Annotated in this window: 22 protein-coding genes; 13 read left to right on the forward strand and 9 right to left on the reverse strand. The window is 73.7% G+C overall.

Annotated features, from left to right (window positions below; translation table 11 throughout):
• The first annotated feature begins 27 nt into the window (after nt 1-27).
• The 3 genes from C1N91_RS09310 to C1N91_RS09320 are packed head-to-tail and all read left to right on the forward strand — an operon-like array spanning nt 28 to nt 2,660.
• Nucleotides 28-849: an arginase family protein gene (locus tag C1N91_RS09310; protein ID WP_137767493.1), complete on the forward strand. Its 822-nt coding sequence runs from the start codon at nt 28-30 to the stop codon at nt 847-849.
• 48 nt (nt 850-897) lie between these two features.
• A complete protein-coding gene (locus tag C1N91_RS09315) occupies nt 898-2,301 on the forward strand; it encodes a dihydrolipoyl dehydrogenase family protein (protein ID WP_137767494.1) in 1,404 nt (467 codons plus the stop codon).
• A gap of 2 nt (nt 2,302-2,303) precedes the next feature.
• Entirely contained in the window at nt 2,304-2,660 is a 357-nt protein-coding gene (locus C1N91_RS09320; RefSeq protein ID WP_137767495.1) for a Fe-S oxidoreductase, read from the forward strand.
• Between the two features lie 190 nt (nt 2,661-2,850).
• On the opposite strand, the gene C1N91_RS09325 is transcribed toward C1N91_RS09320, so the two are convergent.
• Both C1N91_RS09325 and C1N91_RS09330 read right to left on the reverse strand, forming a co-directional pair.
• The gene (locus tag C1N91_RS09325; protein ID WP_254678206.1) at nt 2,851-3,651 is read right to left on the reverse strand and encodes an ABC transporter ATP-binding protein; all 801 of its coding nucleotides are present in this window, start codon (nt 3,649-3,651) and stop codon (nt 2,851-2,853) included.
• Nucleotides 3,652-3,671: 20 nt separating this feature from the next.
• Entirely contained in the window at nt 3,672-4,601 is a 930-nt protein-coding gene (locus C1N91_RS09330; protein WP_137767496.1) for a siderophore-interacting protein, read from the reverse strand.
• Nucleotides 4,602-4,684: 83 nt separating this feature from the next.
• On the opposite strand from C1N91_RS09330, the gene C1N91_RS09335 reads away from it, so the two are divergent.
• The 6 genes from C1N91_RS09335 (at nt 4,685) to C1N91_RS09360 (ending at nt 10,805) form a co-directional block, all read left to right on the forward strand.
• Nucleotides 4,685-5,626: an alpha/beta fold hydrolase gene (locus tag C1N91_RS09335; protein WP_175415977.1), complete on the forward strand. Its 942-nt coding sequence runs from the start codon at nt 4,685-4,687 to the stop codon at nt 5,624-5,626.
• A gap of 60 nt (nt 5,627-5,686) precedes the next feature.
• Nucleotides 5,687-7,210: an ABC transporter substrate-binding protein gene (locus C1N91_RS09340; protein WP_137767498.1), complete on the forward strand. Its 1,524-nt coding sequence runs from the start codon at nt 5,687-5,689 to the stop codon at nt 7,208-7,210.
• A gap of 97 nt (nt 7,211-7,307) precedes the next feature.
• Nucleotides 7,308-8,261, forward strand: a complete 954-nt coding sequence (locus C1N91_RS09345; RefSeq protein WP_137767499.1) for an ABC transporter permease — start codon at nt 7,308-7,310, stop codon at nt 8,259-8,261.
• Complete coding sequence (locus tag C1N91_RS09350; protein ID WP_254678207.1) at nt 8,258-9,217, forward strand: ABC transporter permease; 960 nt, start codon at nt 8,258-8,260, stop codon at nt 9,215-9,217. The genes C1N91_RS09345 and C1N91_RS09350 overlap by 4 nt, the downstream gene beginning before the upstream one ends.
• Nucleotides 9,214-10,026, forward strand: coding sequence for an ABC transporter ATP-binding protein (locus C1N91_RS09355; protein WP_137767500.1), 813 nt, complete (start codon nt 9,214-9,216; stop codon nt 10,024-10,026). The genes C1N91_RS09350 and C1N91_RS09355 overlap by 4 nt, the downstream gene beginning before the upstream one ends.
• Complete coding sequence (locus tag C1N91_RS09360; RefSeq protein WP_175415978.1) at nt 10,023-10,805, forward strand: ABC transporter ATP-binding protein; 783 nt, start codon at nt 10,023-10,025, stop codon at nt 10,803-10,805. The genes C1N91_RS09355 and C1N91_RS09360 overlap by 4 nt, the downstream gene beginning before the upstream one ends.
• A 206-nt stretch (nt 10,806-11,011) precedes the next feature.
• Here the strand turns inward: C1N91_RS09360 and C1N91_RS09365 are convergent, their stop codons facing one another.
• Nucleotides 11,012-12,451 carry an amidase gene (locus C1N91_RS09365; RefSeq protein WP_137767501.1) on the reverse strand — a complete coding sequence of 480 codons (1,440 nt, stop codon included), beginning with the start codon at nt 12,449-12,451 and terminating at the stop codon, nt 11,012-11,014.
• Between the two features lie 11 nt (nt 12,452-12,462).
• Nucleotides 12,463-13,377, reverse strand: a complete 915-nt coding sequence (locus C1N91_RS09370) for an NmrA family NAD(P)-binding protein (RefSeq protein ID WP_137767502.1) — start codon at nt 13,375-13,377, stop codon at nt 12,463-12,465.
• A 121-nt stretch (nt 13,378-13,498) separates the two neighbouring features.
• Here C1N91_RS09370 and C1N91_RS09375 point away from each other — a divergent pair, with 121 nt between their 5' ends.
• Genes C1N91_RS09375 through C1N91_RS09385 form a run of 3 tightly spaced genes read left to right on the forward strand, consistent with a single transcriptional unit; the run spans nt 13,499 to nt 16,513 of the window.
• Nucleotides 13,499-14,482: a CPBP family intramembrane glutamic endopeptidase gene (locus tag C1N91_RS09375; protein ID WP_137767503.1), complete on the forward strand. Its 984-nt coding sequence runs from the start codon at nt 13,499-13,501 to the stop codon at nt 14,480-14,482.
• A complete protein-coding gene (locus tag C1N91_RS09380; RefSeq protein WP_137767504.1) occupies nt 14,469-15,848 on the forward strand; it encodes a sensor histidine kinase in 1,380 nt (459 codons plus the stop codon). Before C1N91_RS09375 ends, C1N91_RS09380 begins: the two co-directional genes overlap by 14 nt.
• On the forward strand, nt 15,845-16,513 hold the full coding sequence (locus tag C1N91_RS09385) for a response regulator (RefSeq protein ID WP_137767505.1): 669 nt from the start codon (nt 15,845-15,847) through the stop codon (nt 16,511-16,513). Before C1N91_RS09380 ends, C1N91_RS09385 begins: the two co-directional genes overlap by 4 nt.
• Before the next feature lie 172 nt (nt 16,514-16,685).
• Here the strand turns inward: C1N91_RS09385 and C1N91_RS09390 are convergent, their stop codons facing one another.
• The 3 genes from C1N91_RS09390 to C1N91_RS09400 are packed head-to-tail and all read right to left on the reverse strand — an operon-like array spanning nt 16,686 to nt 18,816.
• Nucleotides 16,686-17,501, reverse strand: a complete 816-nt coding sequence (locus C1N91_RS09390) for an ornithine carbamoyltransferase (RefSeq protein ID WP_254678208.1) — start codon at nt 17,499-17,501, stop codon at nt 16,686-16,688.
• A gap of 20 nt (nt 17,502-17,521) precedes the next feature.
• The gene (locus C1N91_RS09395; protein WP_175415979.1) at nt 17,522-18,202 is read right to left on the reverse strand and encodes an HAD family hydrolase; all 681 of its coding nucleotides are present in this window, start codon (nt 18,200-18,202) and stop codon (nt 17,522-17,524) included.
• Nucleotides 18,203-18,219: 17 nt separating this feature from the next.
• On the reverse strand, nt 18,220-18,816 hold the full coding sequence (locus C1N91_RS09400; RefSeq protein ID WP_137767507.1) for an NAD(P)H-dependent oxidoreductase: 597 nt from the start codon (nt 18,814-18,816) through the stop codon (nt 18,220-18,222).
• A gap of 110 nt (nt 18,817-18,926) precedes the next feature.
• On the opposite strand from C1N91_RS09400, the gene C1N91_RS09405 reads away from it, so the two are divergent.
• Nucleotides 18,927-19,460 carry a GNAT family N-acetyltransferase gene (locus tag C1N91_RS09405; RefSeq protein ID WP_137767508.1) on the forward strand — a complete coding sequence of 178 codons (534 nt, stop codon included), beginning with the start codon at nt 18,927-18,929 and terminating at the stop codon, nt 19,458-19,460.
• A gap of 46 nt (nt 19,461-19,506) precedes the next feature.
• Here C1N91_RS09405 and C1N91_RS09410 read toward each other — a convergent pair whose 3' ends face one another.
• Nucleotides 19,507-19,728 (reverse strand): hypothetical protein, encoded by a 222-nt coding sequence (locus tag C1N91_RS09410; RefSeq protein WP_137767509.1) that lies wholly within the window; start codon nt 19,726-19,728, stop codon nt 19,507-19,509.
• Between the two features lie 65 nt (nt 19,729-19,793).
• Complete coding sequence (locus tag C1N91_RS09415; RefSeq protein ID WP_254678209.1) at nt 19,794-20,717, reverse strand: LysR family transcriptional regulator; 924 nt, start codon at nt 20,715-20,717, stop codon at nt 19,794-19,796.
• Nucleotides 20,718-20,791: the final 74 nt, after the last annotated feature.

A 20,791-nucleotide genomic window follows, 5' to 3' on the forward strand; every position in this document is an offset into this window, starting at 1 on the left:
GCCGGACCGTGCTGACAGACTGAGACGATGCAGTTCCTCGTCGTCGGTCAGTGGCAGGGTTCGGCGTCGTCGCGCGCGATGCGCCTCGGCGACGGAGCGCAGGCCATCGCAGCCGACCTGCCCCGTGCCGCCACCACCGTCGTCGACGTCCCGGCCGGCGCCGGCGACCGCCTCGAGACCGCCGTCGCCCGCTACACCTCGGTGCGCGCCGTCGCCGAACGCGTCGCCGAGGAGACCGGCGTGGCGAGCGAATCCGTGCTCGTGGTCGGCGGGGACGGGGCGAGCGTGCTCGGCGCCACCGTGCTCGTGCGCCCGGGCACCGCATTCGTCCGCATCGCCGGCTCGACCGGCTACCGGTCGCTGAACCGAGCGCAACCCGTCGCGGCCGAGACCGCCGTGCTGCGCCTGCTCGTGGACCGACCGGACGACCTGTTCCCCGACCTCCCGGTCCTCGATCCGGCGATGGTCGTGCTCGCCGGTGTCCGCGGCGCCGAGGACGCAGAGACCGCCGCCCTCGACCGGGTCGGCATCACCCACCTCGACGTCGACGCGGCGACGCCGGACGCGGTCACCGCCGCGGTCGACGCCACCGGCGCCGACGGGGTCTTCGTCCACGTCGACCTCGACGTGCTCGACCCCGCCGAGGTCGACGGCCTGCTCGAACCGGTGCCGTTCGGGCTCGACGCCTCCGGGCTCGTCGAGCGGATCCAGGCGGCGACACGGGGACGGCGACTCGTCGGGGCCGCACTGACCGGCTTCGCTCCGGTGGACCCGGATCGTGCGGTCGACGACCTCGGCGTGATCCTCCGCGCGGTCGGCGCGCTCACGACGGCGTCCCGCACGGCCTGACCGACGCTCTCGGCCCGCGCCCCGCCGCCGCCGCGTAGGTTCGAGCGCATGACGGACTACGACCTCATCGTGATCGGCGCCGGCGCTGTCGGCGAGAACGTGGCGGACTACGCCCACAAGCGCGGCCTGTCGGTCGCCGTGGTCGAGGCCGAACTGGTCGGCGGTGAGTGCTCCTACTGGGCGTGCATGCCGTCGAAGGCGCTCCTCCGCAGCGGTCATGCGGTCGCGGCCGCGAAGCGCGTGGACGGCGCAGCGCAGGCAGTGACCGGACCGGTCGACGCCGCGAAGGTCCTGGCACGCCGCAACTCGTTCACCTCCGACTACCGGGACGACAGCCAGGTCGAGTGGCTCGAGTCCGCGGACATCGCCCTGATCCGCGGCCACGCCCGCATCACCGGCGAGAAGACCGTCGAGGTCGGCGGCGAGACCCACACCGCTCGGTCCGCCGTCGCCGTCGTGACCGGTTCGCTGCACCAGCTGCCCGACGTCCCGGGCCTCGCCGACGCGAAGCCGTGGGGCACCCGCGAGGGCACCAGCGCCCAGCAGGTCCCGGAGAGCCTGCTCGTCATCGGCGGCGGGGTCGCCGGCTCCGAGCTCGCGACCGCGTGGGCGTCGCTCGGGTCGAAGGTCACCCTGGTCGCCCGGCACGGTCTGCTCGGCGGCATGGAGCCCTTCGCGGGCGAGCTCGTCGCCGACGCGATGCGCGAGCTCGGCATCGACGTGCGCACCGGCGTGAACCCCACACGGGTCGACCGCGACGAGCACGGCCTCGTCACCACGACGCTCGACGACGGCACGACGGTCGTCACGAGCGAGGTCCTGGCCGCGACGGGCCGGAAGGCGCACACCGCCGACCTCGGTCTCGAGTCCGTCGGGCTCACCCCGGGCGACTGGCTGCAGGTCGACGACACCATGCTCGTGCAGGGCACCGACTGGCTCTACGCCGTCGGCGACGTCAACCACCGCGCCCTCCTCACCCACCAGGGCAAGTACCAGGCGCGCGCCGCGGGCGAGGCCATCGCCGCACGTGCACAGGGCCGACCCGTGCACGCCGAACCGTGGGGCGCCCACGTCGCGACCGCCGACCACGCGGCCGTCCCGCAGGTCACGTTCACCGACCCCGAGGTCGCGAGCATCGGGCTGACCGAGACGGCCGCCCGCGAGCAGGGCATCGACGTCCGCGCGGTCGAGTACGACCTCGGCGCGGTCGCCGGCTCCGCGCTGCAGGCCGACGGCTACACCGGCCGGGCGAAGATGGTCGTCGACGAGTCGCGCGGCGTCGTCGTCGGCGTGACCTTCGTCGGCCAGGACGTCGCCGAGATGCTGCACGCGGCGACGATCGCCGTCGTCGGCGAGGTCCCCGTCGACCGGCTCTGGCACGCGGTCCCCGCCTACCCGACGATGAACGAGGTCTGGCTGCGGCTGCTCGAGACCTACGGCCGACCGGAGTAGGGGTGCGCAACCCGCTCCTCGACTCCCCCGTGTCCCGCGCGGGCTGGCTGTTCGCCACCGCCGTCGGGCTGGCCGTCGGGGTGCCGTTCTCGACCGGCCCGGTCCGTGTCGAGGACGGGTTGATCGTCTGCACCGGGATGCCCCGGTGGGCATTCCGCCGCGGCGGCACCTGCGTCGGCTCCGTGTACCTGACGCGGGACAACGACGGCCCCCGCGTGCTGCGGCACGAGCGGGTGCACGTCGCGCAGTGGCGCCGCTACGGCATGCTCATGCCGGTGCTCTACGCGCTCGCGGGGCGCGACGCGACGCGCAACCGCTTCGAGGTGGAGGCCGGTCTCGAGGACGGCGGCTACCGCTGACCCGGTGACCACCACCGGACGGGAGGCGCGGTGCGACCCCGCCCCGCGCCTCCCGTCCATCCCCTGGTCCTGCTCGCTCCCCCGACCGGGCCGGATCGTCACGCTCGCCGCCCTTCCCCGACGGAACGCGCCCGCTCGGCGAACGCGAGCGGCGCGTCCCGCCCGCTCGGCGGCGCACCGCCGAGCACCGTCAGGCGGCGCGCCGCCGCGGGACCACGAGCGGGGTGCCCGTCTCGGGGTCCGGGACCACCACGGAGGGCAGTCCGAAGACGTCCTCGACGAGCTCCGAGGTCAGCACCGCGGCCGGGGTGCCCTGCGCCACGATCGCCCCGTCGCGCATCGCCACGAGGTGCGTCGCGTACCGGGCCGCCTGGTTGAGGTCGTGGAGCACCGCCACCACCGTGCGCCCGGACGCGTGCAGGGCCGATGCGAGTTCCAGTACGTCGTACTGGTGCGCGATGTCGAGGAACGTCGTGGGCTCGTCGAGGAGCACGATGTCGGTCTCCTGCGCGAGGACCATCGCGATCCAGACACGCTGCCGCTGCCCGCCGGAGAGCTCCCCGACGCTGCGGTCGGCCAGGGCCACGGTGTCCGTCTGCTCGAGCGCGGCCTGCACGGCGATGCGGTCGGACCCCGACGACGGGTGCAGCAGGTCCTGGTGCGGGAAGCGCCCGCGGGACACGAGGTCGCGGACCGTGATGCCCTCGGGCGCGATCGGGGTCTGGGGCAGCATGCCGATCCGTCGGGCGACGGCCTTCGGGCGGAGCGAGTCGATCGGCGCACCGTCGAGGTACACCGTCCCGGCACTCGGCTTCAGGGTCCGGGCGAAGGACTTCAGCAGCGTCGACTTGCCGCACGCGTTCGGTCCGACGATGACGGTCAGCTCACCGTCGGGCACGTCGACGTCGAGCGCCGAGACCACGACCCGGTCGTCGTAGGCGAGCGTCAGGCCGCGTGCACCCAGGGCGGTCGCCGGGATCGCGCCCACCACCGGGGCGGGTGCTGCCCCGCTCAGTGCTCGGCCTTGCCGTGCCGCCAGTAGCCCATGAAGGCGACTTGCCGACGATCGAGCCCGACGCCGCGCACGAGGTGGCGACGGAGCTCCTTGACGCACCCGGCCTCGCCGGCGATCCAGGCGTAGACGGGGCGCTCCTCGGCGACCTCGGGGACGTCCCAGAGCACCTGCTCGTCGACGTCCACGTCGGCCAGCTCGACGGTACCGCGCGCGGTGCGGTCGGCCCCGGCCGGGCCGGCGGCGACCTCTGACGCCCACGCGTGCACCTGGTCGGTCATGCGGACCCCGTGCGAGGCGCCGTTGCGGGCGATCCAGCGCACCTCGACCCCGGCGGGAGCGGAGACCGGCAGCCGGTCGGCGTCGGTCGGGACCTCGATGAAGACGTGTCCGACGGTCGCGACGTCGAGCGCCTCGAGGATGGCGCAGATCGCGGGAGCGGCGGTCTCGTCCCCCGCGAGCAGGATCCGGGTCGCGCTCCCCGGTGCGAACTCGGCGGCACCACTCGGCAGCTCGGCGGGCGAGGACGGCACGGCGGGACCGACGATGCGGAGCTCGTCGCCGACGCGGCAGGACGACACCCACCGCGAGGCGGGGCCGGTGTCCCCGTGCGCCACGAAGTCGATGTCGAGCTCGTGCGCGTCCGGGCGGAACGAGCGCACGGTGTAGGTGCGGAGGGGGTTCCGCTCGGCGTCGGGCAGCGCGCGCCAGGCGCCGTACCAGTCGTCGCCGTCGGGCAGGTCGGTGAACCCGTGCCCGGGGATCGGCAGGACGACCTTGATGCGCTGGTCGAGCCCGACCGCGGAGAAGTCCGCGAGCGCGTCACCGGTGAGCGTCACCCGGACGAACGACGGGGTGAGCGTCGACACGGCCGCGACGCGGACGGAGAAGACTCGGTACCGGGCTGCCACGAGGTACGAGTATGGCATGCCTTACCTAAGGCTGCCAGGGTCTACGGGGTACCCCACCACGGGTGCAGCGGGGCACCCGCCGGGGTGCGAGGATCGGACCCGTGCACGAACCCGACGACGAATTCTCGGACCTCGCCGCCCTCGCCGCCGCGAGCGGCGTGACGGAGCCGCTGCGCGCCTCCCGGCAGGTGGTCCACACCGACGGACGCGAGACCGCGGCGATCCGCTGGGACACGGCGGACGGCCGGGAGGCGCGGATCACCTACCTGCACGGGCTCGGCATCGACGCGCACAGCTTCGACCAGACGGCGATCGCTGTCGGGGAACCGGCGGTCGCCCTCGACCTGCCCGGGCACGGCCGGTCGTCCTGGCGGGACGACGCCGACTACGGTGCCAGCACGACGGCACCCCAGGTGCTGGCCGCGCTCGACGCCCTCGGGGTCCCGCCGGGCGTCGTCGTCGGGCACTCGCTCGGCGCCATCCTCGCCGCCCGGCTCGCCGCGACGGCACCGGAGCGCGTCACCGGACTGGTGCTCGTCGACATGTCCCCGGACTTCGCGCAACGCGCCGTGGACCGCATCGCCCGCGCACTCGAGGACGAGACACCGTTCGCGTCCCTCGACGAGGTCGTCGACCGCGCCGTCGAGGCCCGCGTCGGCGACGACCGGGCGGTGCTCCTCCGCGAGGCCCGGCACACCACCCGGCTCGGCGAGGACGGACGGCTCGTCCGCCGACACCACTTCCCGCACCTGCCCGCGGGTCGGACGGCCTCGGTCGGTCGGTTCGCCGACGCGTGGCCGGACCTCGAGGCACTGGACGTGCCGCTCCTGCTCGTCCGGGGTGACCGCGGCTACGTCTCGCCCAAGCTGCACACCGGCTTCACCGAGCGCCTGCCGGGCGCCGAGGTCGTCACGGTGACCGCCCGGCACGCGGTGCAGAACCAGGCCCCCCTCGAACTGGCGTCGGCGATCCGGGCATGGGGCGAGCGTCACACGTTGTTGCACCCGGTCCAACAACCGTCACACGGCACCGATCGCCGGTAACCTCGTCCCCGCGCGATGCGACGACCGTCGCCCCCACGCGCCCGGAAGGAACCCACACCCATGAGTCCGCTCCTCCCCCGTCGCGGCAGCCGCGCAGCACGCGTCACCCTGGCCGCCACCGCGGTCGCCGTCGCCTCGGCCCTGACACTCGCCGGCTGCTCCGGCTCGGACAGCGGCGACCGCGGCGGCGACGACGCCACCGTGCGCGTCGGCCTCGTCCTCGAACCCACGAGCCTCGACATCCGCACGCAGTCCGGCGCCGCGCTCGACCAGGTGCTCATCGACAACGTGTACCAGGGCCTGGTGGGACGGACGGCGGACGGGGAGATCCGCGACGTGCTGGCGTCGAAGCACGAGGTGTCGGCGGACGGGAAGACCTACACGTTCACGCTGCGCAAGGGCACCACGTTCCAGGACGGCAAGCCCGTCACCGCCGCCGACGTCGTCTGGTCACTGCAGCAGGCCAAGGACAACGCGTCGTACGTCGACTCGGCGAAGCTCGCGGGCGTGACCTCGATCACGTCGCCGTCGGACGGCGTCGTCGAGCTGCAGCTCACGCAGCCGGACTCCGACCTGCTCTTCTCCCTGACCGGCCGTGCCGGGCTCGTGCTCGAGCAGGCCGCGAAGAACGATCTGTCCGACAGCGCCAACGGCACCGGCCCGTACGAGGTGTCCTCCTGGAAGCAGGGCGACTCGCTCACCTTCAGCCGCAACGACGACTACTGGGGCACCGAGCCGAAGGTCGCGAAGATCGTGTTCCGGTACATCACGGACCCGTCGACGGCCGTGAACGCGATGGCGAACGGCGACCTCGACGTGCTCAACCCCGTCGATGGCACCCTCGCGAGCCAGTTGCAGGGCAACCAGGACATCGAGCTGCACCGCGGCAAGACGACCGACAAGTACACGCTCGCGTTCAACGACGCCCAGGCGCCGTTCACGGACAAGCGGGTGCGGCAGGCGATCCGGCAGGCGATCGACCCGAAGGCACTCATCAAGGCCATCGGTGGCACCGGCGTCGAGCAGGGCGGCCCGATCCCGGAGCTCGACCCCGGGTACGAGGACCTGACGTCGATCGACGCGTACGACCCGGACAACGCGAAGAAGCTCCTGGCCGAGGCCGGGAAGCCCGACCTCGACCTGACGCTGACCTACGCCAACGTCTACCCGGCGACGATCGGCGACGTGCTGAAGTCGCAGCTCGCCGAGGTCGGCATCACGCTGAAGGTCGAGCGGGTCGACTTCGCCACCTGGCTCGACCAGGTGTTCACGAAGAAGGACTTCCAGCTCTCGATGGTCGATCACGTCGAGGCACGGGACTTCGGCAACTGGGCGAACCCGGACTACTACTTCGGGTACGACAACCCCGAGGTGCAGCGGCTCTACGCCGAGTCGATCGCCGCGACCTCGGAGACCGAGAAGGAGCAGGCGCTCCGCGAGGCCGCCCGGATCGTCAGCGAGGACGCGGCCGGCGAGTGGCTGTACACGGCGACGGAGATCACCGCCGTCCGGAAGGGCGTGACCGGGTTCCCCGTCGACGGCGGGAACTCGCGCCTCGACCTGGCCGGGCTGGCGGTCCGGTGAGCGGGGCCGCCGCGGGCACCGCGGGCCCGTCGCGTGTCGGGGCGCCGTCCGGCGCTGCGGTCCGGGCTCGCGCCGCCACCCCCGTAGCATCGGACGCGTGACCCGGTTCCTCGTCGGGCGACTGCTGCTGCTCGTCGTCGGCCTGCTCGTGGCGAGCATCATCGTGTTCGCCACGCTGCGCGTGCTGCCCGGCGACGTCGCCCAGATCGTCGCCGGCACCCAGTCCACGCCGGCGCAGGTCGAGCAGCTCCGGCAGCAGCTCGGCCTCGACCGGCCCGTGGTCGTGCAGTACCTCGACTGGATCGGCGGCGTGCTCCGCGGCGACCTCGGCCGGTCGCTCGTCACGAACGGCGCCGTCGGACCGGAGATCGCGCAGAAGCTCGCCGTCACGCTGCCGCTCGCGGGGATGTCCCTGGTGGCCGCCCTCGTGCTCGGTGTCCCGCTCGGCGTGCTCGCCGCGGTGCTCCGTCGCCGGGCCGGCGGCGCGGTGATCGGCTTCGTCGCGCAGGCGGTCGCGGCGGTCCCAGTGGTCTGGGCCGGCATGCTCCTCATCGCCCTGTTCGCGGTCACGCTGCACTGGCTGCCGACGCAGGGCTTCCCGCTCGACGGCTGGGACGAACCCGGACGGGCGTTCTCGTCGCTCGTGCTGCCCGCGCTCACCATCGGTGCGGTCGAGGGTGCCGTGATCCTGCGCTTCACCCGGTCCGCCACGCTCGCCGTGCTCGACGCCGACCACGTCCGCACCGCGGCGGCGATCGGCCTCACCCGGACGCGCGCGCTCCTGCGGCACGGACTGCCGTCGGTGGCCCTCACAGTGCTGGCGGTCCTCGGCGTGCAGATCGCCGGACTCCTGGTGGGGGCGGTCGTCGTCGAGCAGCTGTTCTCGCTCCCCGGGGTCGGCCGCATGCTCGTCACCGACGTCGGGCGACGCGACATCACGAAGGTGCAGTCGGAGCTCCTCGTGCTCACGGGGCTGGTGCTCGTGGTCGGCTTCGCGGTCGACGTCGTGCACCGCGCGCTCGACCCCCGGCAGCGGGAGGTGGGCGAGTGATCCGCCGCATCGTCGCCCGGCCGACCGGGTGTTTCGCCGTCGTGGTGCTCGCGCTCCTCGTCGTGCTCGCCGCGGTCTCGCTGGTCTGGACGCCCCAGGACCCGTTCCGCGCCGACCCGTTCCGGCAGTGGGCGGCACCGAGCCCGGCGCACTGGTTCGGCACCGACGCCTCGGGCCGGGACATCGCCAGCTACCTGCTCGCCGGCACCCGGACGACCGTGCTCGTCGCGGTCGGGTCCGGCGTCGTCGCGAGCGTCGTCGGCATCGTCCTGACCGCCGTCGGCTCGCTGACCGCACGGTGGGTCCGCGAGGGCACCGCCGTGCTCCTCGACATCCTCGTCGCGTTCCCCACGCTGCTGACCGCGATGCTCCTGACAGCGGTGTTCGGCGGGTCGCTCGGCATCGTCGTGGTGAGCGTGGGGCTGTCCTTCGGCGTGACGATCGCCCGCGTCGCCCGCGGCGAGATCCGTCGCATCGCCCGGAGCGACTACGTCGTCGCTGCCCGGTCCTCGGGCGTCGGGCCGCTCGGCGTGCTCACCCGTCACCTGGTGCCGAACGCGGCGCCGCTGTTCACCGTGCAGCTGTCGCTCGCGATGGCGACGGCGGTCCTCGCCGAGGCCGGCCTGTCCTACCTGGGCTACGGCGCCGGGTCGGACACCGCGTCGTGGGGGAACCTGCTCGCGGACCTGCAGACGTACATCGGCGTGCACCCGTGGAGTGCGACCTGGCCGGGCGCCGCGATCGCCCTCGTGGTGGCCGCGCTCTCGCTGCTCGGCGACGCGGTCCGTGACGCGACCGACCCGCGCCTCACCACCGGCGACCGGCCCAGCGGCGACCGAGCCACCGGCGACCGGACGGCCGTGGACGGACGCGGTCCGGACCCCGTCGACGGGACCAGCGGGCCGGACGGACGCGGGCCGGACGGCACGGCCACGACCCCGGGGGTGACGGCGTGAGCGACCAGCGGACCGGACGCGACGGTCTCGAGGTGACCGGCCTGACGGTGCGCATCGCGGGGCGGACGGTGCTCGACGACGTGACGTTCACCGTGCCTCCCGGCCGACGCGTCGGCGTGATGGGCGCGTCCGGCTCGGGCAAGTCGATGACCTCGCTCGCCCTGATGGGCCTCGAGCCGACCGGGGCCGAGGTGCGCGGGAGCATCCGTCTCGACGGCACCGAGCTCGTCGGCCTGCGGGACCGCGACCGCGCACGGCACCGCGGTTCAGGCATCGGGATGGTGTTCCAGGAACCCGGGACCGCCCTCGACCCGCTCCGCCGGGTCGGCGCGCAGGTCGCGGAACCGCTCCGGCTGCACCGCGGCCTGGACCGCCGTGCGGCCGCGACCGCCGCGGTCGCACTCGCCGACGCCGTCGGGCTGCCCGACCCCGCAGCGCTGCTCCGGCAGTACCCGCACCAGCTGTCCGGCGGGCAGCGGCAGCGCATCTGCATCGCGATGGCGATGGCCGGCTCCCCCGCGTACCTCGTCGCGGACGAACCGACGACCGCGCTCGACGTCACGACCGAGGCGCGGATCCTCGAGCTGTTCGAACGCCTCTCGACCGAGCGCGGCACCGGGATGCTCTTCGTGACGCACGACCTCGCGGTGCTCGCACGGATCGCCGACACGGCCGTCGTGCTCGACCACGGCCGGGTCGTCGAACAGGGGTCCGTGCGGTCGCTGCTCGACGCTCCGCAGCACCCGGCGACGGCGGCCCTCGTCGACGCCGCGCGTGCCACCGCCCGCCGCACCGGAGGCCCCGCATGACCGACGCGCTGCACGCCAGCGGCCTGCACCGAACCTACCGCCTGCCCCGTCGCGGACCCTTCGAACCGGGTCCGGTGCGGACCGCCGTCGACGGGGTCGACCTGACGGTCGCCTCCGGTGCGCGGCTCGGGATCGTCGGTGAGTCCGGCTCCGGCAAGTCGACGCTGGTGCGGCTGCTCGCCGGCCTGGAGGCGCCCACCGCCGGCACCGTGTCGGCCGGCGGTCGTCCCGTGGTCGCGTCGGCATCCGCACGTGCGATGCGCTGGTTCCGTCGCGAGACCGGGGTGGTGTTCCAGGACCCGTACGCGTCCCTCGACCCGAGGATGCGCGTCGGGTCCATCGTCGCCGAGCCGCTCCGCGCGCTGCGGGTGCCCGGCGATCACCGGGCGCTCGTGGCATCGGTGCTGGAGCGCGTCGACCTGCCCGCCGACGCCGCCGACCGGTACCCGCACGAGTTCTCCGGCGGGCAGCGGCAGCGCATCGCGATCGCCCGCGCGGTCGTGCACGCGCCGCGGATCCTGTTCGGGGACGAGCCGATGAGCGCCCTCGACGTGGTGGTCCGTGCCCGCGTGATCGACCTGTTCCGCTCGCTCGCCGACGACCTCGGGCTGACGCTCGTGCTCGTGTCGCACGACATCGGCGTGGTGCAGCGGCTGTGCGACACCGTCGCGGTGCTCTCCGAGGGGCGGATCGTGGAGCAGGGCCCGGTGTCACTGCTCGACGACCCGCGGCACCCGGTGACGCGGGCGCTGGTGGCGGCGGCGCCGACGCTGCCGTAGGGCCCTCTCGGTCCTCCGCGCCGTCCGCGACATCCCACACGTCGATCGACGCGTGCGGTGTCGACCGATGCGCGTGCATCCGGTGCGTGCGCATCGAGCGACGTCACACCGGTCGATCGACGCGCGTCGTGTCGAAGTCGCGAGCCGCCGCGCCCGGCCTCAGCCCCGCGCCCGGCGTCAGACCCGCGCCCGGCCTCAGCCCCGCGTCACCATCCCGCCGGGTGCCGCCGCTGCCACCGCAGCCGTCGCTCGAGCTGCGCCCCGATCGCGAGGAGCACGCGCTCCCCGCCCGGCCGCCCGATCAGCTGCACGCCCATCGGCAGCCCAGCGCCGTCGGGGTGTCCGTCCTCGGTGACCCCGACCGGCAGCGTGATCGCGGGCAACCCCGACACGTTCGCCATCGAGGTCCACGGCGAGTACGCGCACTGCCGCCGGAAGTCCTCCTCGGGGTCGTCGCCGTACCAGCCGAGGGGTCGCGGGGTGAGCGCCAGGGTCGGGGTGAGCACGGCGTCGAAGCGGTCGAACGCCCGGATGAGCCCGACCGAGAAGGCGTCGAGGGTCGCCATCGCGTCGAGCACCTGCGTCGCTGTCAGCGCCCGGCCACGTCCGACCAGCCAGGACACCAGCGGGGTGAGCTCGGACAGGTCGATCCCCGGGACGCGGGGCAGCCCGGCGGCGCCGGACTCCCACGCCACCCGGAACGCGTCGGCGTACGGCAGGCGGGGCATCGCGACGTCCTCGACCCCGTGCCCGACCTCGCCGAGCACCCGCACGGCGGTGTCGACGGCGGCCCGGGCGGCGGGGTCGACCACGACGTCGACGGTGTCGTCCCACGGCGAGCCGTCCAGCAACCCGACCACGAACCGCCCCTCGCCCCGCACGGCAGCGGCGGTGAAGGGCCCCTCGCCGACCTCGGGCGTGACGAGCGCGTACGGGCAGGGTTCCGGCAGCCCGGTGGGTGCGACCAGGGCGTCGAGGAGCATCCCGGCGTCCGCGACGTTCCGCGTGAGGGGCCCGGCGACGCTCAGCCCGCCGAGGCCCGTCCGTCCGGGCATCGAGGGCACCCGGCCACGGCTCGGCTTCAGTCCGACCAGGCCGGTCGCAGCGGCGGGGATGCGGACCGATCCCCCGCCGTCCGTCCCGACCGCCGCGGGCACGAGTCCCGCGGCGACGGCGACGGCGGTGCCGCTCGACGACCCGCCGGGCGCCCGGGTGGTGTCGTACGGGTTCCGGGTCGTACCGATCCGGGTCTCCGACGACGACGACATCCCGAACTCCGGCGACGTCGTCTTGCCGAGGCTCACGGTGCCGGCCGCGGCGAGCGCCGCCACCAGCGGGTGGTCGGCGGGCGCTGGCGTCACGGGCAGCGCGGCGGAGCCGTGGCGGGTGGGGACACCGGCACGGTCGTAGAGGTCCTTGTCGACGGTCGGCAGTCCCCACAGCGGTCGGGAGGTCGGGACGAGCGATCCGAGGGCGGACGCTCGTTCCCGTGCGGCGTCGGCGGTGACGGTGACGAACGCGCCGAGTGCGGGGTCGAGCCGTTCGATGCGGTCGAGGTAGTGCTCGGTCACCTCGAGCGCGGTCGCGTCCCCCCGACGGATCCAGTCCCAGAGTTCCTGCGCCGTGAGGTGGTGGAGTTCGAACACGGTCCCCGAGCCTAGGCCTGCAGGTGTGCGGCGAGCACGTCCCGCACCGTCGTCCAGTCGTGCGGCCCGTAGCGGTCGTTCGCGACGTGGTGGAGTTCGGCCTCGCCGCTGAACATGCTGACGAAGTACTGCATCCCCTGCCAGGCGGGGAACGGCTCGGCGTCGTCGGCCCTCGAGAGTCGTCGGCCGACGCGGGCCATCGCGGAGAGCGTGCCGGCGGTGCCTGCCCACTGCGTCCGGAAGCGGGTGCCGGTCAGCCGCGACAGGGTGTCGGCGACGCTCCGGGCGGTGACCCGGTCCCCCGCGACCTCGACGACGCGCGGGGCGTCCGGGTCGAGGGCCACGCGTGCGGTGACCCAGGCGGTGTCGTCCTTCGTGGTGAAGTCGAGGCCCTGGTCGGGCGACGACCAGTACAGGACGGTGCGGCGGTCGAACAGGATCATCGGCGCCTGTCCGGTGAGCATGTCGGTGAAGGCGCCGTTCAGCACCGAGGTCGCGCGGACCGGAGCGGCGTCGAGGGTCGTGGCGAACTCGCGGCGCAGCTCGAAGTTCCGGTTGGTGCCGGGTGTGATCGCCCGGTAGTCCGCCGAGTAGTCGGACGGCACGAAGCGGGGCACCCCGGCGTCGAGCGCTGCCCGGAGCAGGGCGGTCTGCGCGTCGACGATGACCGATCGGGTGCCGCTCAGCACGGAGACGACGACATCGACCCCGGCGAGCGCCGTCACGAGTGCCTGGTGGTCCTCGTAGTCGGCCGCGGCGACCGAGACGCGGTCTGAGCGTCGGGCGAGCCGGTCGGCCGCAGGCCCGGTGGCCGATCGACTGAGGGCGCGGACGCGGACGTCGGGGTCGGCGGCGAGGAGCGCGTCGACGATGCGGGAGCCGAGGTCCCCGGTGGCGCCGGCGACGAGGACGGTGCTGCTGGTCATGCACCCGACGCTACGCACGGGCGTCCGGACTCGATCGGGGCTTGCATCCTTGGGTGCAACTCCCGCTGGTGCGTCCCTCCGCCGGTCGTCCCGGCGAGCGGTCGTTCCTAGCGTCGGTGTCATGACGAACACGACGAGAGTCCGGCCCGGTGACCACACCGCTGCCGGCACCACTGCACCCCGTGCGACGGGGGTCCGGGGCGTGGTGTCCCGGCACCCGCTCGCATCCTTCGCGACCCTGGCGCTCGGCCTGAGCTGGCTCGCGTGGGTCCCCTACATCCTCAGCCCCCACGGCCTGGGCGTGTGGGACCTGCACTTCCCCGAGCTCCTCGGCACGGCGCAGTTCACGGGCATCCTGCCCGGGGCGCTCCTCGGCCCGCTCGGCGGCGCGTTCTTCGTGACCGCGCTGGCGGACGGTCGCCCCGGCCTGCGCCGCTGGGTCGGGCGGCTCTGGCGCTGGCGCGTGTCCTGGTACTGGTACGCACTCGCCCTGGTCGGTGTCCCCGCCCTGGTGGTCGTGACCGGGCTGCCGTTCTCCGGTGGTCAGGTCCAGGCACCGAGCACCCTCGCCCTGCTGGCACTCGTGCCGGGGCTCGTGGTGCAGCTGTTCACCACGGGACTGTCGGAGGAGCCCGGTTGGCGCGACTTCGCACTCCCCCGACTGCAGGAGCGCTACGGCCCCCTCGGCGCGGCGGCGGTGCTCGGACCGCTGTGGGCGCTGTGGCACATGCCGCTGTACCTGTCCGACTGGGGCGGGTGGCCCGAGGCGCACTGGTCGGAGCCGCTGGTGTTCGCCCTGTTCACGATCACGTTCAACGTCGTGATGACGTGGGTCTTCAACCGCACCGGTGAGAGCCTGCCGATCGCGCTCCTGCTGCACGTCGGCGTGAACAACACCATCTCGACCCTGTGGGCGGACATGTACCCGGGGATGACGGCGGGGACGATGATGCACGGGCTCGCGATCGTCTCGACCGTGGCCGCGGCCGTCCTGCTGGTCGCGACCCGGGGTCGGCTCGGGTACGACCGTCGGCCGGGAGGCACGGATCGCCTTCCCGCAGCGGCTGCCGCCCGCCTCGTAGGATCGGACGATGGCACCCGCTGAAGCGAGTGCGGCTCGCGTCGCCGCCGACCCTCGTCCCGCACGGGAGGTCGACGGCGACCGCCGCACGCGCCGCACCGACGGTCTGGTCGCCGTCGCGACCGCGGTGGTCTCGTTGGGGCTGCTGCTCGGGCTGCCGTACCTCGACGCCGTCGACCCGGACAGCGTGGGACGCCGGCTCGCGAGTCCCGGAGTCGGCAGCTCCGACTGGGCAGCGACCGCGCTCGGACTGCTCGTCCAGTCCGCAGCCCTGCTCGTTGCGCGTCGGGCTCCCCGGACGGTCGTGCTCGCGGCCGCTGTCGTACCCGTCCTCGTGATCGCCGGCGTATCCGGCGGTGACCTGTTCGGCGTCGCCGTGCTCCCCGTCGTCGTGGCTGTGGTCCTTGCTGCCCTGCGGGTTCCGCTCACCCGGCTGTGGCCGTCGGCCGTCGGTGCGGCGGTGCTCGTGGCGGCGGGCACCGCGGGCAACTGGATCAAGCTCAACGGTGCACTCTCGGGCCACTCGCTCGCCGAAGCACTCGTCGGCGCCCTCCCGCAGGGCGTCACGCAGGCCATCGGCGCTGTGGGCCTCCCGCTCGTCGGCGCCCTCGTCGTCCGCTCCCGCCGCGAGGTCCGCGCCGCACGCGACGCCGAGCTCGTGGCCCGCACAGCCGAGGCATCCGCGGTCGTCCGGGAGCAGGACGCCCGGGTCGACGCAGCCGTGTCCCGCGAGCGGGCGGCGATGGCCCGGGAGCTGCACGACATCGCCGCGCACCACCTGTCCGGGATCGCGCTCATGTCGGCCGTGATCGACCGGCAGATCGACACCGACCCGCTCGCCGCGCACGAGGGCGTCCGCCAGGTCCGGGAGCAGAGCACCGCCGTGCTCGAGGACCTCCGACGCCTGGTCGGGCTGCTCCGTGACGACGCACCCGCCGAACGCGCCGTGGAGACCGTGGCGGGGATCGTCGACCTGGTCGAGCGCGCTCGGTACCGGTCCGACGTGCGCCTGGAGGTCCTGCCCGGCGAGCACCCGCTCTCGGACGGCATCGGACCCCTGGCGCAGCTCGCCGCCTACCGGACCGCGCAGGAGGCCCTGGCGAACGCCGCCCTGCACGCCCCGGGTGCCGTCGTCACGGTGACGATCGACGACCGCGCCGCCGACCACCTGGAGCTGCACGTGGAGAACACCGCCCCGCTGGACCCCTCGGCGCGGGCGGGACAAGGTGACCCGGTCCCGGGGAGCGCGGCAGCGGGTGGGAACGGACTGCGTGGCATGCGTGAGCGGGCGGAGCTGGTGGGGGCGCGCCTCCAGACCGGTCCGACGGCCGACGGTGGCTGGTCCGTCACGCTCGGCCTGGGTCGGCAGGCTGCGGAGGTGTCCCCGTGATCCGGGTGCTGGTGGCGGACGACCAGCCGCTCGTGCGCGCCGGGGTGTCCGCGCTGCTGGCCGCCGAGCCGGACGTCGAGGTCGTGGCGGTCGCTGCCGACGGCGGCGAGGCGCTCGCGCTGGCGCGGAGCACACGGCCCGACGTCGCGGTCCTCGACATCCGGATGCCGGTCCGGAACGGCATCGAGGTCGCACGGGAGCTCTGCGCACCGGACGCCGACCCCGCCGTCCCCGTGCTGGTGCTGACGACGTTCGACCTCGACGACCTCGTGTTCGGGGCGCTCGAGGCCGGCGCGTCCGGGTTCCTGCTGAAGGACGCCGAACCGGACGTCATCGTCGACGCCGTGCGCCAGGTCGCCGCGGGGAACGGCACGATCGACCAGAGCCTGACGCGGCGGGTGCTGCGGGAGTTCGTGTCGCGGCGGAGTCTGCAGCCGGTGACGGGCGACCGCGCGTCGGAGGTGCTGACCGCCCGGGAGCGGGACGTGCTGCTGCTCCTGGCACAGGGCATGTCGAACGAGGAGATCGCCGCGGCGCTCGTCGTCGAGGTCTCCACGGTGAAGTCGCACCTGGCGCGGATGCTGCCGAAGCTCGGGGTCCGGTCGCGCCTGCAGGCCGTGGTCTGGGCCTACCAGAACCGCGTCGTGGCGGTCCCCGAGGCGTAGCGGCGGCGTCAGGCGTGCGCCCGGCCGTTCCGGGCACACCTGGTCGTCCCGGGCATAGCTCGCGCTTCCGGGCATACCTGGCGCTTTCGGGCATACCTGGTCGTCCCGTTCCACCAGGGACGCCCGCTTCCACCTGGCATCGCACGCGTTCTGGGAAGGAACGGGCGCGGCGTCAGGCGAGGCAGTGCGCGAGGACCGCCTGCTGCACCGGCAGCAGCGCACGCTTCGCGTCGTGCCCCACGAAGGCCGGGCTCGCGAGCGCGTCGGCGCTCACCTCGCGCCCGCGGACGAACGGCGGGCACGGGGCGAAGCGGACACCGGCAGGGGCGAGTGCCAGGACGTCCGCGGTCACCCGGTAGGGCGCGAGCGCGGCGGCGTGCCGGCCGGGCCCGTCGGTCACGACGACGTCCGCGTCCGCCATCGCTCCGGCCAGATCGTCCGTCCACCGCACGCCCGGCGCCGCGAGCCCCTCGGGACAGGACTGGAGCAGGTCGAAGCCGAACAGCCGCGAGGCCTCCGCCCACGCCCGGGCGATGTTGCCGTCGGCGCCGACGAACCGCACCCGCAGCGACCCGACCTCGTGCCCACCCGTGAGGGCCCAGAGGTCCGCGAGCACCTCGCACGGGTGGTTCTCGCTCGTCATCGCGTTCACGACCGGCACCGCGTCAGCAGCGGCGAGCGCCTCGAGGACGGACAGGTCCGGATGGCGGACCACCAGCACGTCGACGAAGTCCGCCAGGTACCGGGCGACGTCGTCGTGTGCCTCGTCCTTGTCGAGGGACTCCGGCGGGAACACGATCGGCTGCAGCCCGGCGAGCGCGGCGCCCCGCTCGAAGGAGGCCCTGGTCCGCAGGCTCGTCGGCGGGAAGAACATCGCTGCGGCGCCGTGCAGCGCCGGGCCGCTCCCCTGCTCGTACGCACGGGCGAGTCCGAACACCGCGTCGGCGTCGTCGGTGGTCCAGTCGTCGAGTCGCAGGAGGTGGCGCACCCCGCCACGCTAGGGGGCGGTCACCGAAGATCCGTCTCCGACTCCCCGCCGAGGGCCGACAGCACGCGGGTCCGGACCACGGCACCGCCCTCGCTGGCCGGGTCGACCAGGACCGCGCGCATCCCGGCAGCGCGTGCACCTGCGACGTCCCGGTGCGGGTCGTCGCCGACGAAGAGGCACGCGGCGAGGGGGACGCCGAGCTCAGCGGCCACCCGCTGGAAGGCGCGCCGGTCCGGCTTCGCCACCCCGATGCGCTCGGACGTGCACACAACGTCGACGAGGTCGCCGAGCCCGGTGAGCGCGAGCTTGTCGCGCTGCTGCTCCTCGGTCCCGTTGGTCAGCACACCGACGGTCGTCCCGAGATCGGCGACCTCGCGCAGGAGCGACGGGCTCCCGGGGAACGGCCTCCAGGCGGCGCGGTACGCCGCGAGGTACCGGCCGAACAGCGAGTCGAGGTCGTCCGGGTCACGCGGCGGCCGGAGTCCGGCGAGGGGCAGGACCTCGACGAGCCGTGCCCGACGCTGCTCGGCGAAGTCGATCTCCCCGAGCCGCCACCGCTCGAAGTGGCGGCGTTCGGCCTCGCCCCAGGCAGCGCGCAGGGCCGGATCCGCAGCGACCCCGAGGTCTCGGAAGAAGTCGTCCACAGCGCGGGCGGACGCCCCCGCGTGGTCGAACAGGGTGCCGTCCAGGTCGAAGACCACGGCTCGGACGGGAGAAGTCATCCCCGCACCGCGGCGACGACCCGCTCGACCGCGGCCGCGACCGCCCGCTCGCGGACTGCAGGGTCCTCGTGCTCGGAATCGTGGACGAACGCCGTCGCGCCGCGGACCGCGCCGCAGAAGTCCACCACGCCGTGCTCGAGCTGCGTCCGCAGTGCGTGCTCGTACCCGTGCCGCTCGTACACCCCGGCGTCGTCGCCGGCGATCGGCACGAGGTGCACGGTGAGCCGCCCGAGTCGGCGGTCGATGCGGCCGTCCTCCGCGACGCCGAACGCCCACCCGTTCACGAACACCCGGTCGAGCCAGCCCTTGAGGAGCGCCGGGAGCGACCACCACCACACCGGGAACACGAGCACGAGGTGCTCTGCCATGTCGAGACGCGCCTGCTCCGCTGCGACGTCCGGCGCGGGGTCGGTCCCCGTCCGGTAGGTGTGTCGGTCGGCCGGGGTGTACCGGGGGTCGAAGCCCTCGGCGGCGAGGTCTGCGACCGTCACCGGTCCTGTGTCGGCGGCGTCGAGCGCCGCCTGGAGGCGGTGGGCGACGGCGAGCGTCAGCGAGTCGGGGTCCGGGTGGGCGGTCACGATGAGCGTCGACACGGCTCGATCCTGCCAGCAGCGGGTGCACGGGCACCGGCGATGCGTCCTGGACAGCACGCATCACGATGGCGGCCTGCCTCCTGACCCTCGAACATCAGCGAGAATGCGGTGTGATCTCCGGATTGGATCTTCCCGTCTCCATCACCTCCCGCGACGACGAGCTGCTGCTCCGACGGGCCACAGCCGCGGACCTGCATCCGATCATCGGGCTCCTGTCGGACGACCCGATCAGCGCCGGGCGCGGCGACGTCGCGAGCACCGCGGACGAGGCGGCCTACGCGGATGCGCTGCAACGCATCATCGACGACCCGAGCAACGACGTGCTCGTCGTGGAAGACGATCACACAGCCGTCATCGGGACCCTGCAGCTGACGACCATCCCGGGGATGGCTCGACGAGGCAGTGCCCGGCTGCTGGTCGAGGCGGTACGCGTCGCCAGCGCAGAACGGTCTTCCGGCGTCGGAACGGCCTTGATGCGATGGGTCGTCGAGCAGGCCGCGGTCGAACTCAGGACTCCGCTGGTGCAGCTGACTTCCGACGCCGCGCGGACCGACGCGCATCGCTTCTACCGCTGTGTCGGCTTCATCGACTCCCACGTCGGGTTCAAGTTCGCCGTCACCTTGCCCGACGCGCTCGCCCATTAGGCGAACGGCGACCCGACCGCTCTTGCTCGCGCCGTCGGTTCTTCAGTCACTCGGGGTGACCGAAGATCGACAGGAGCGTCCAGAGGATGCCGATCATGGCGAGCCCGACTGCAAGCACACGGACGAGCCCCGGAGTCATCGCATCTCGTGGCCCGCGGCTGCCCCGCTGGGCATCGGTGAAGTGCCCGGCGATCGGCGCTGCATGCACGAACGCGGCGATTGCTACCGCGACGATTGCCGGCCCGGCGATGAGCCCGGGGATCCACATGGACTTCACCCAACCACGTCAGCTCGATGGTCGCGAGACGGAGCTGGTCGCTGTGCTGTTGCCGTTCAGGACCGCGACGAAGTCGCGGTGGAGTTCCGGACGCTCGTGCTGCGGGCGGTGTCCAGGAACGCCATGACGGCAGGCCCCTGGTGGCCCGACCAGACCGCACGCAGCGATCGGACCAGTGGCGGGCCGAGCAGCGGCACGCGGACGAGGGCACCGTCGGCGATGTCGCTGCTCACGGTGCGGAGACTCATCACGGCCGGGGCGATGCCCGCTCGGGCGTTGGCGCGGATGATGCCCGTCGTCTCCAGCACTGCCGCTGGCCCGACCGGGCGGAGCCCAGCATCGATGAGCCACGCCTCGACCGTGGCGCGGGTGCCGGATCCTTCCTCCCGGAGCAGCAGCGGCGTCTCCGCAAGCTCACCCGGGGTGATGCTCGAGGCCCGCGCCCACGGATGGTGCGGAGTGACGACGACCACGAGTTCGTCCTCCTCGACCACCAGCGATGAGATGCCCGTCGGCGCAGCAGGAGTCTCGGTGAACCCGAGATCGGCGCCACCGGAGCGAACGAGGTCGAGCACGGCAGCGGAGTTGCCCGCGATCAAGCGCACCGACGCATCGGGCGCGGCAGCCCGGTGGGCGAGCAACCATCCGGGGAGCAGCAGTTCGGCGATCGTCTGCGACGCGGCGACCACGAGGGACCCCGCGGGTTCTCCGAGTGCGGCGACTCCTGCTTCGAGCCGCCGGGAGGCCTCCAACACCGGGACGGCCAGACCGAGTACCACTCGACCGGCGTCGGTCAGCGCGGTCCCGGATGCCGTCCGGAGCGCCAGCGCCTGACCGATCGCCTGCTCCGCGACACGCAGACGCGCAGACACCGCCTGCTGCGTCACCCCCAACGCATCGGCCGCACGGGTCAGCGACCCGGTTTCCGCGACACGGACGAGCACCTCGAGGGTGTCGAGGTCCAGGGTCCGGTCCGTCAACCGCCGCAGCGCCACAAGGAACCATTGTGCCCTGCCAACGAGTCCGCCGTTCCCGAACCGTGGGCAACACGCAC

The sequence above is a fragment of the Curtobacterium sp. SGAir0471 genome, from assembly GCF_005490985.1.
Taxonomy (GTDB): Bacteria; Actinomycetota; Actinomycetes; order Actinomycetales; family Microbacteriaceae; genus Curtobacterium.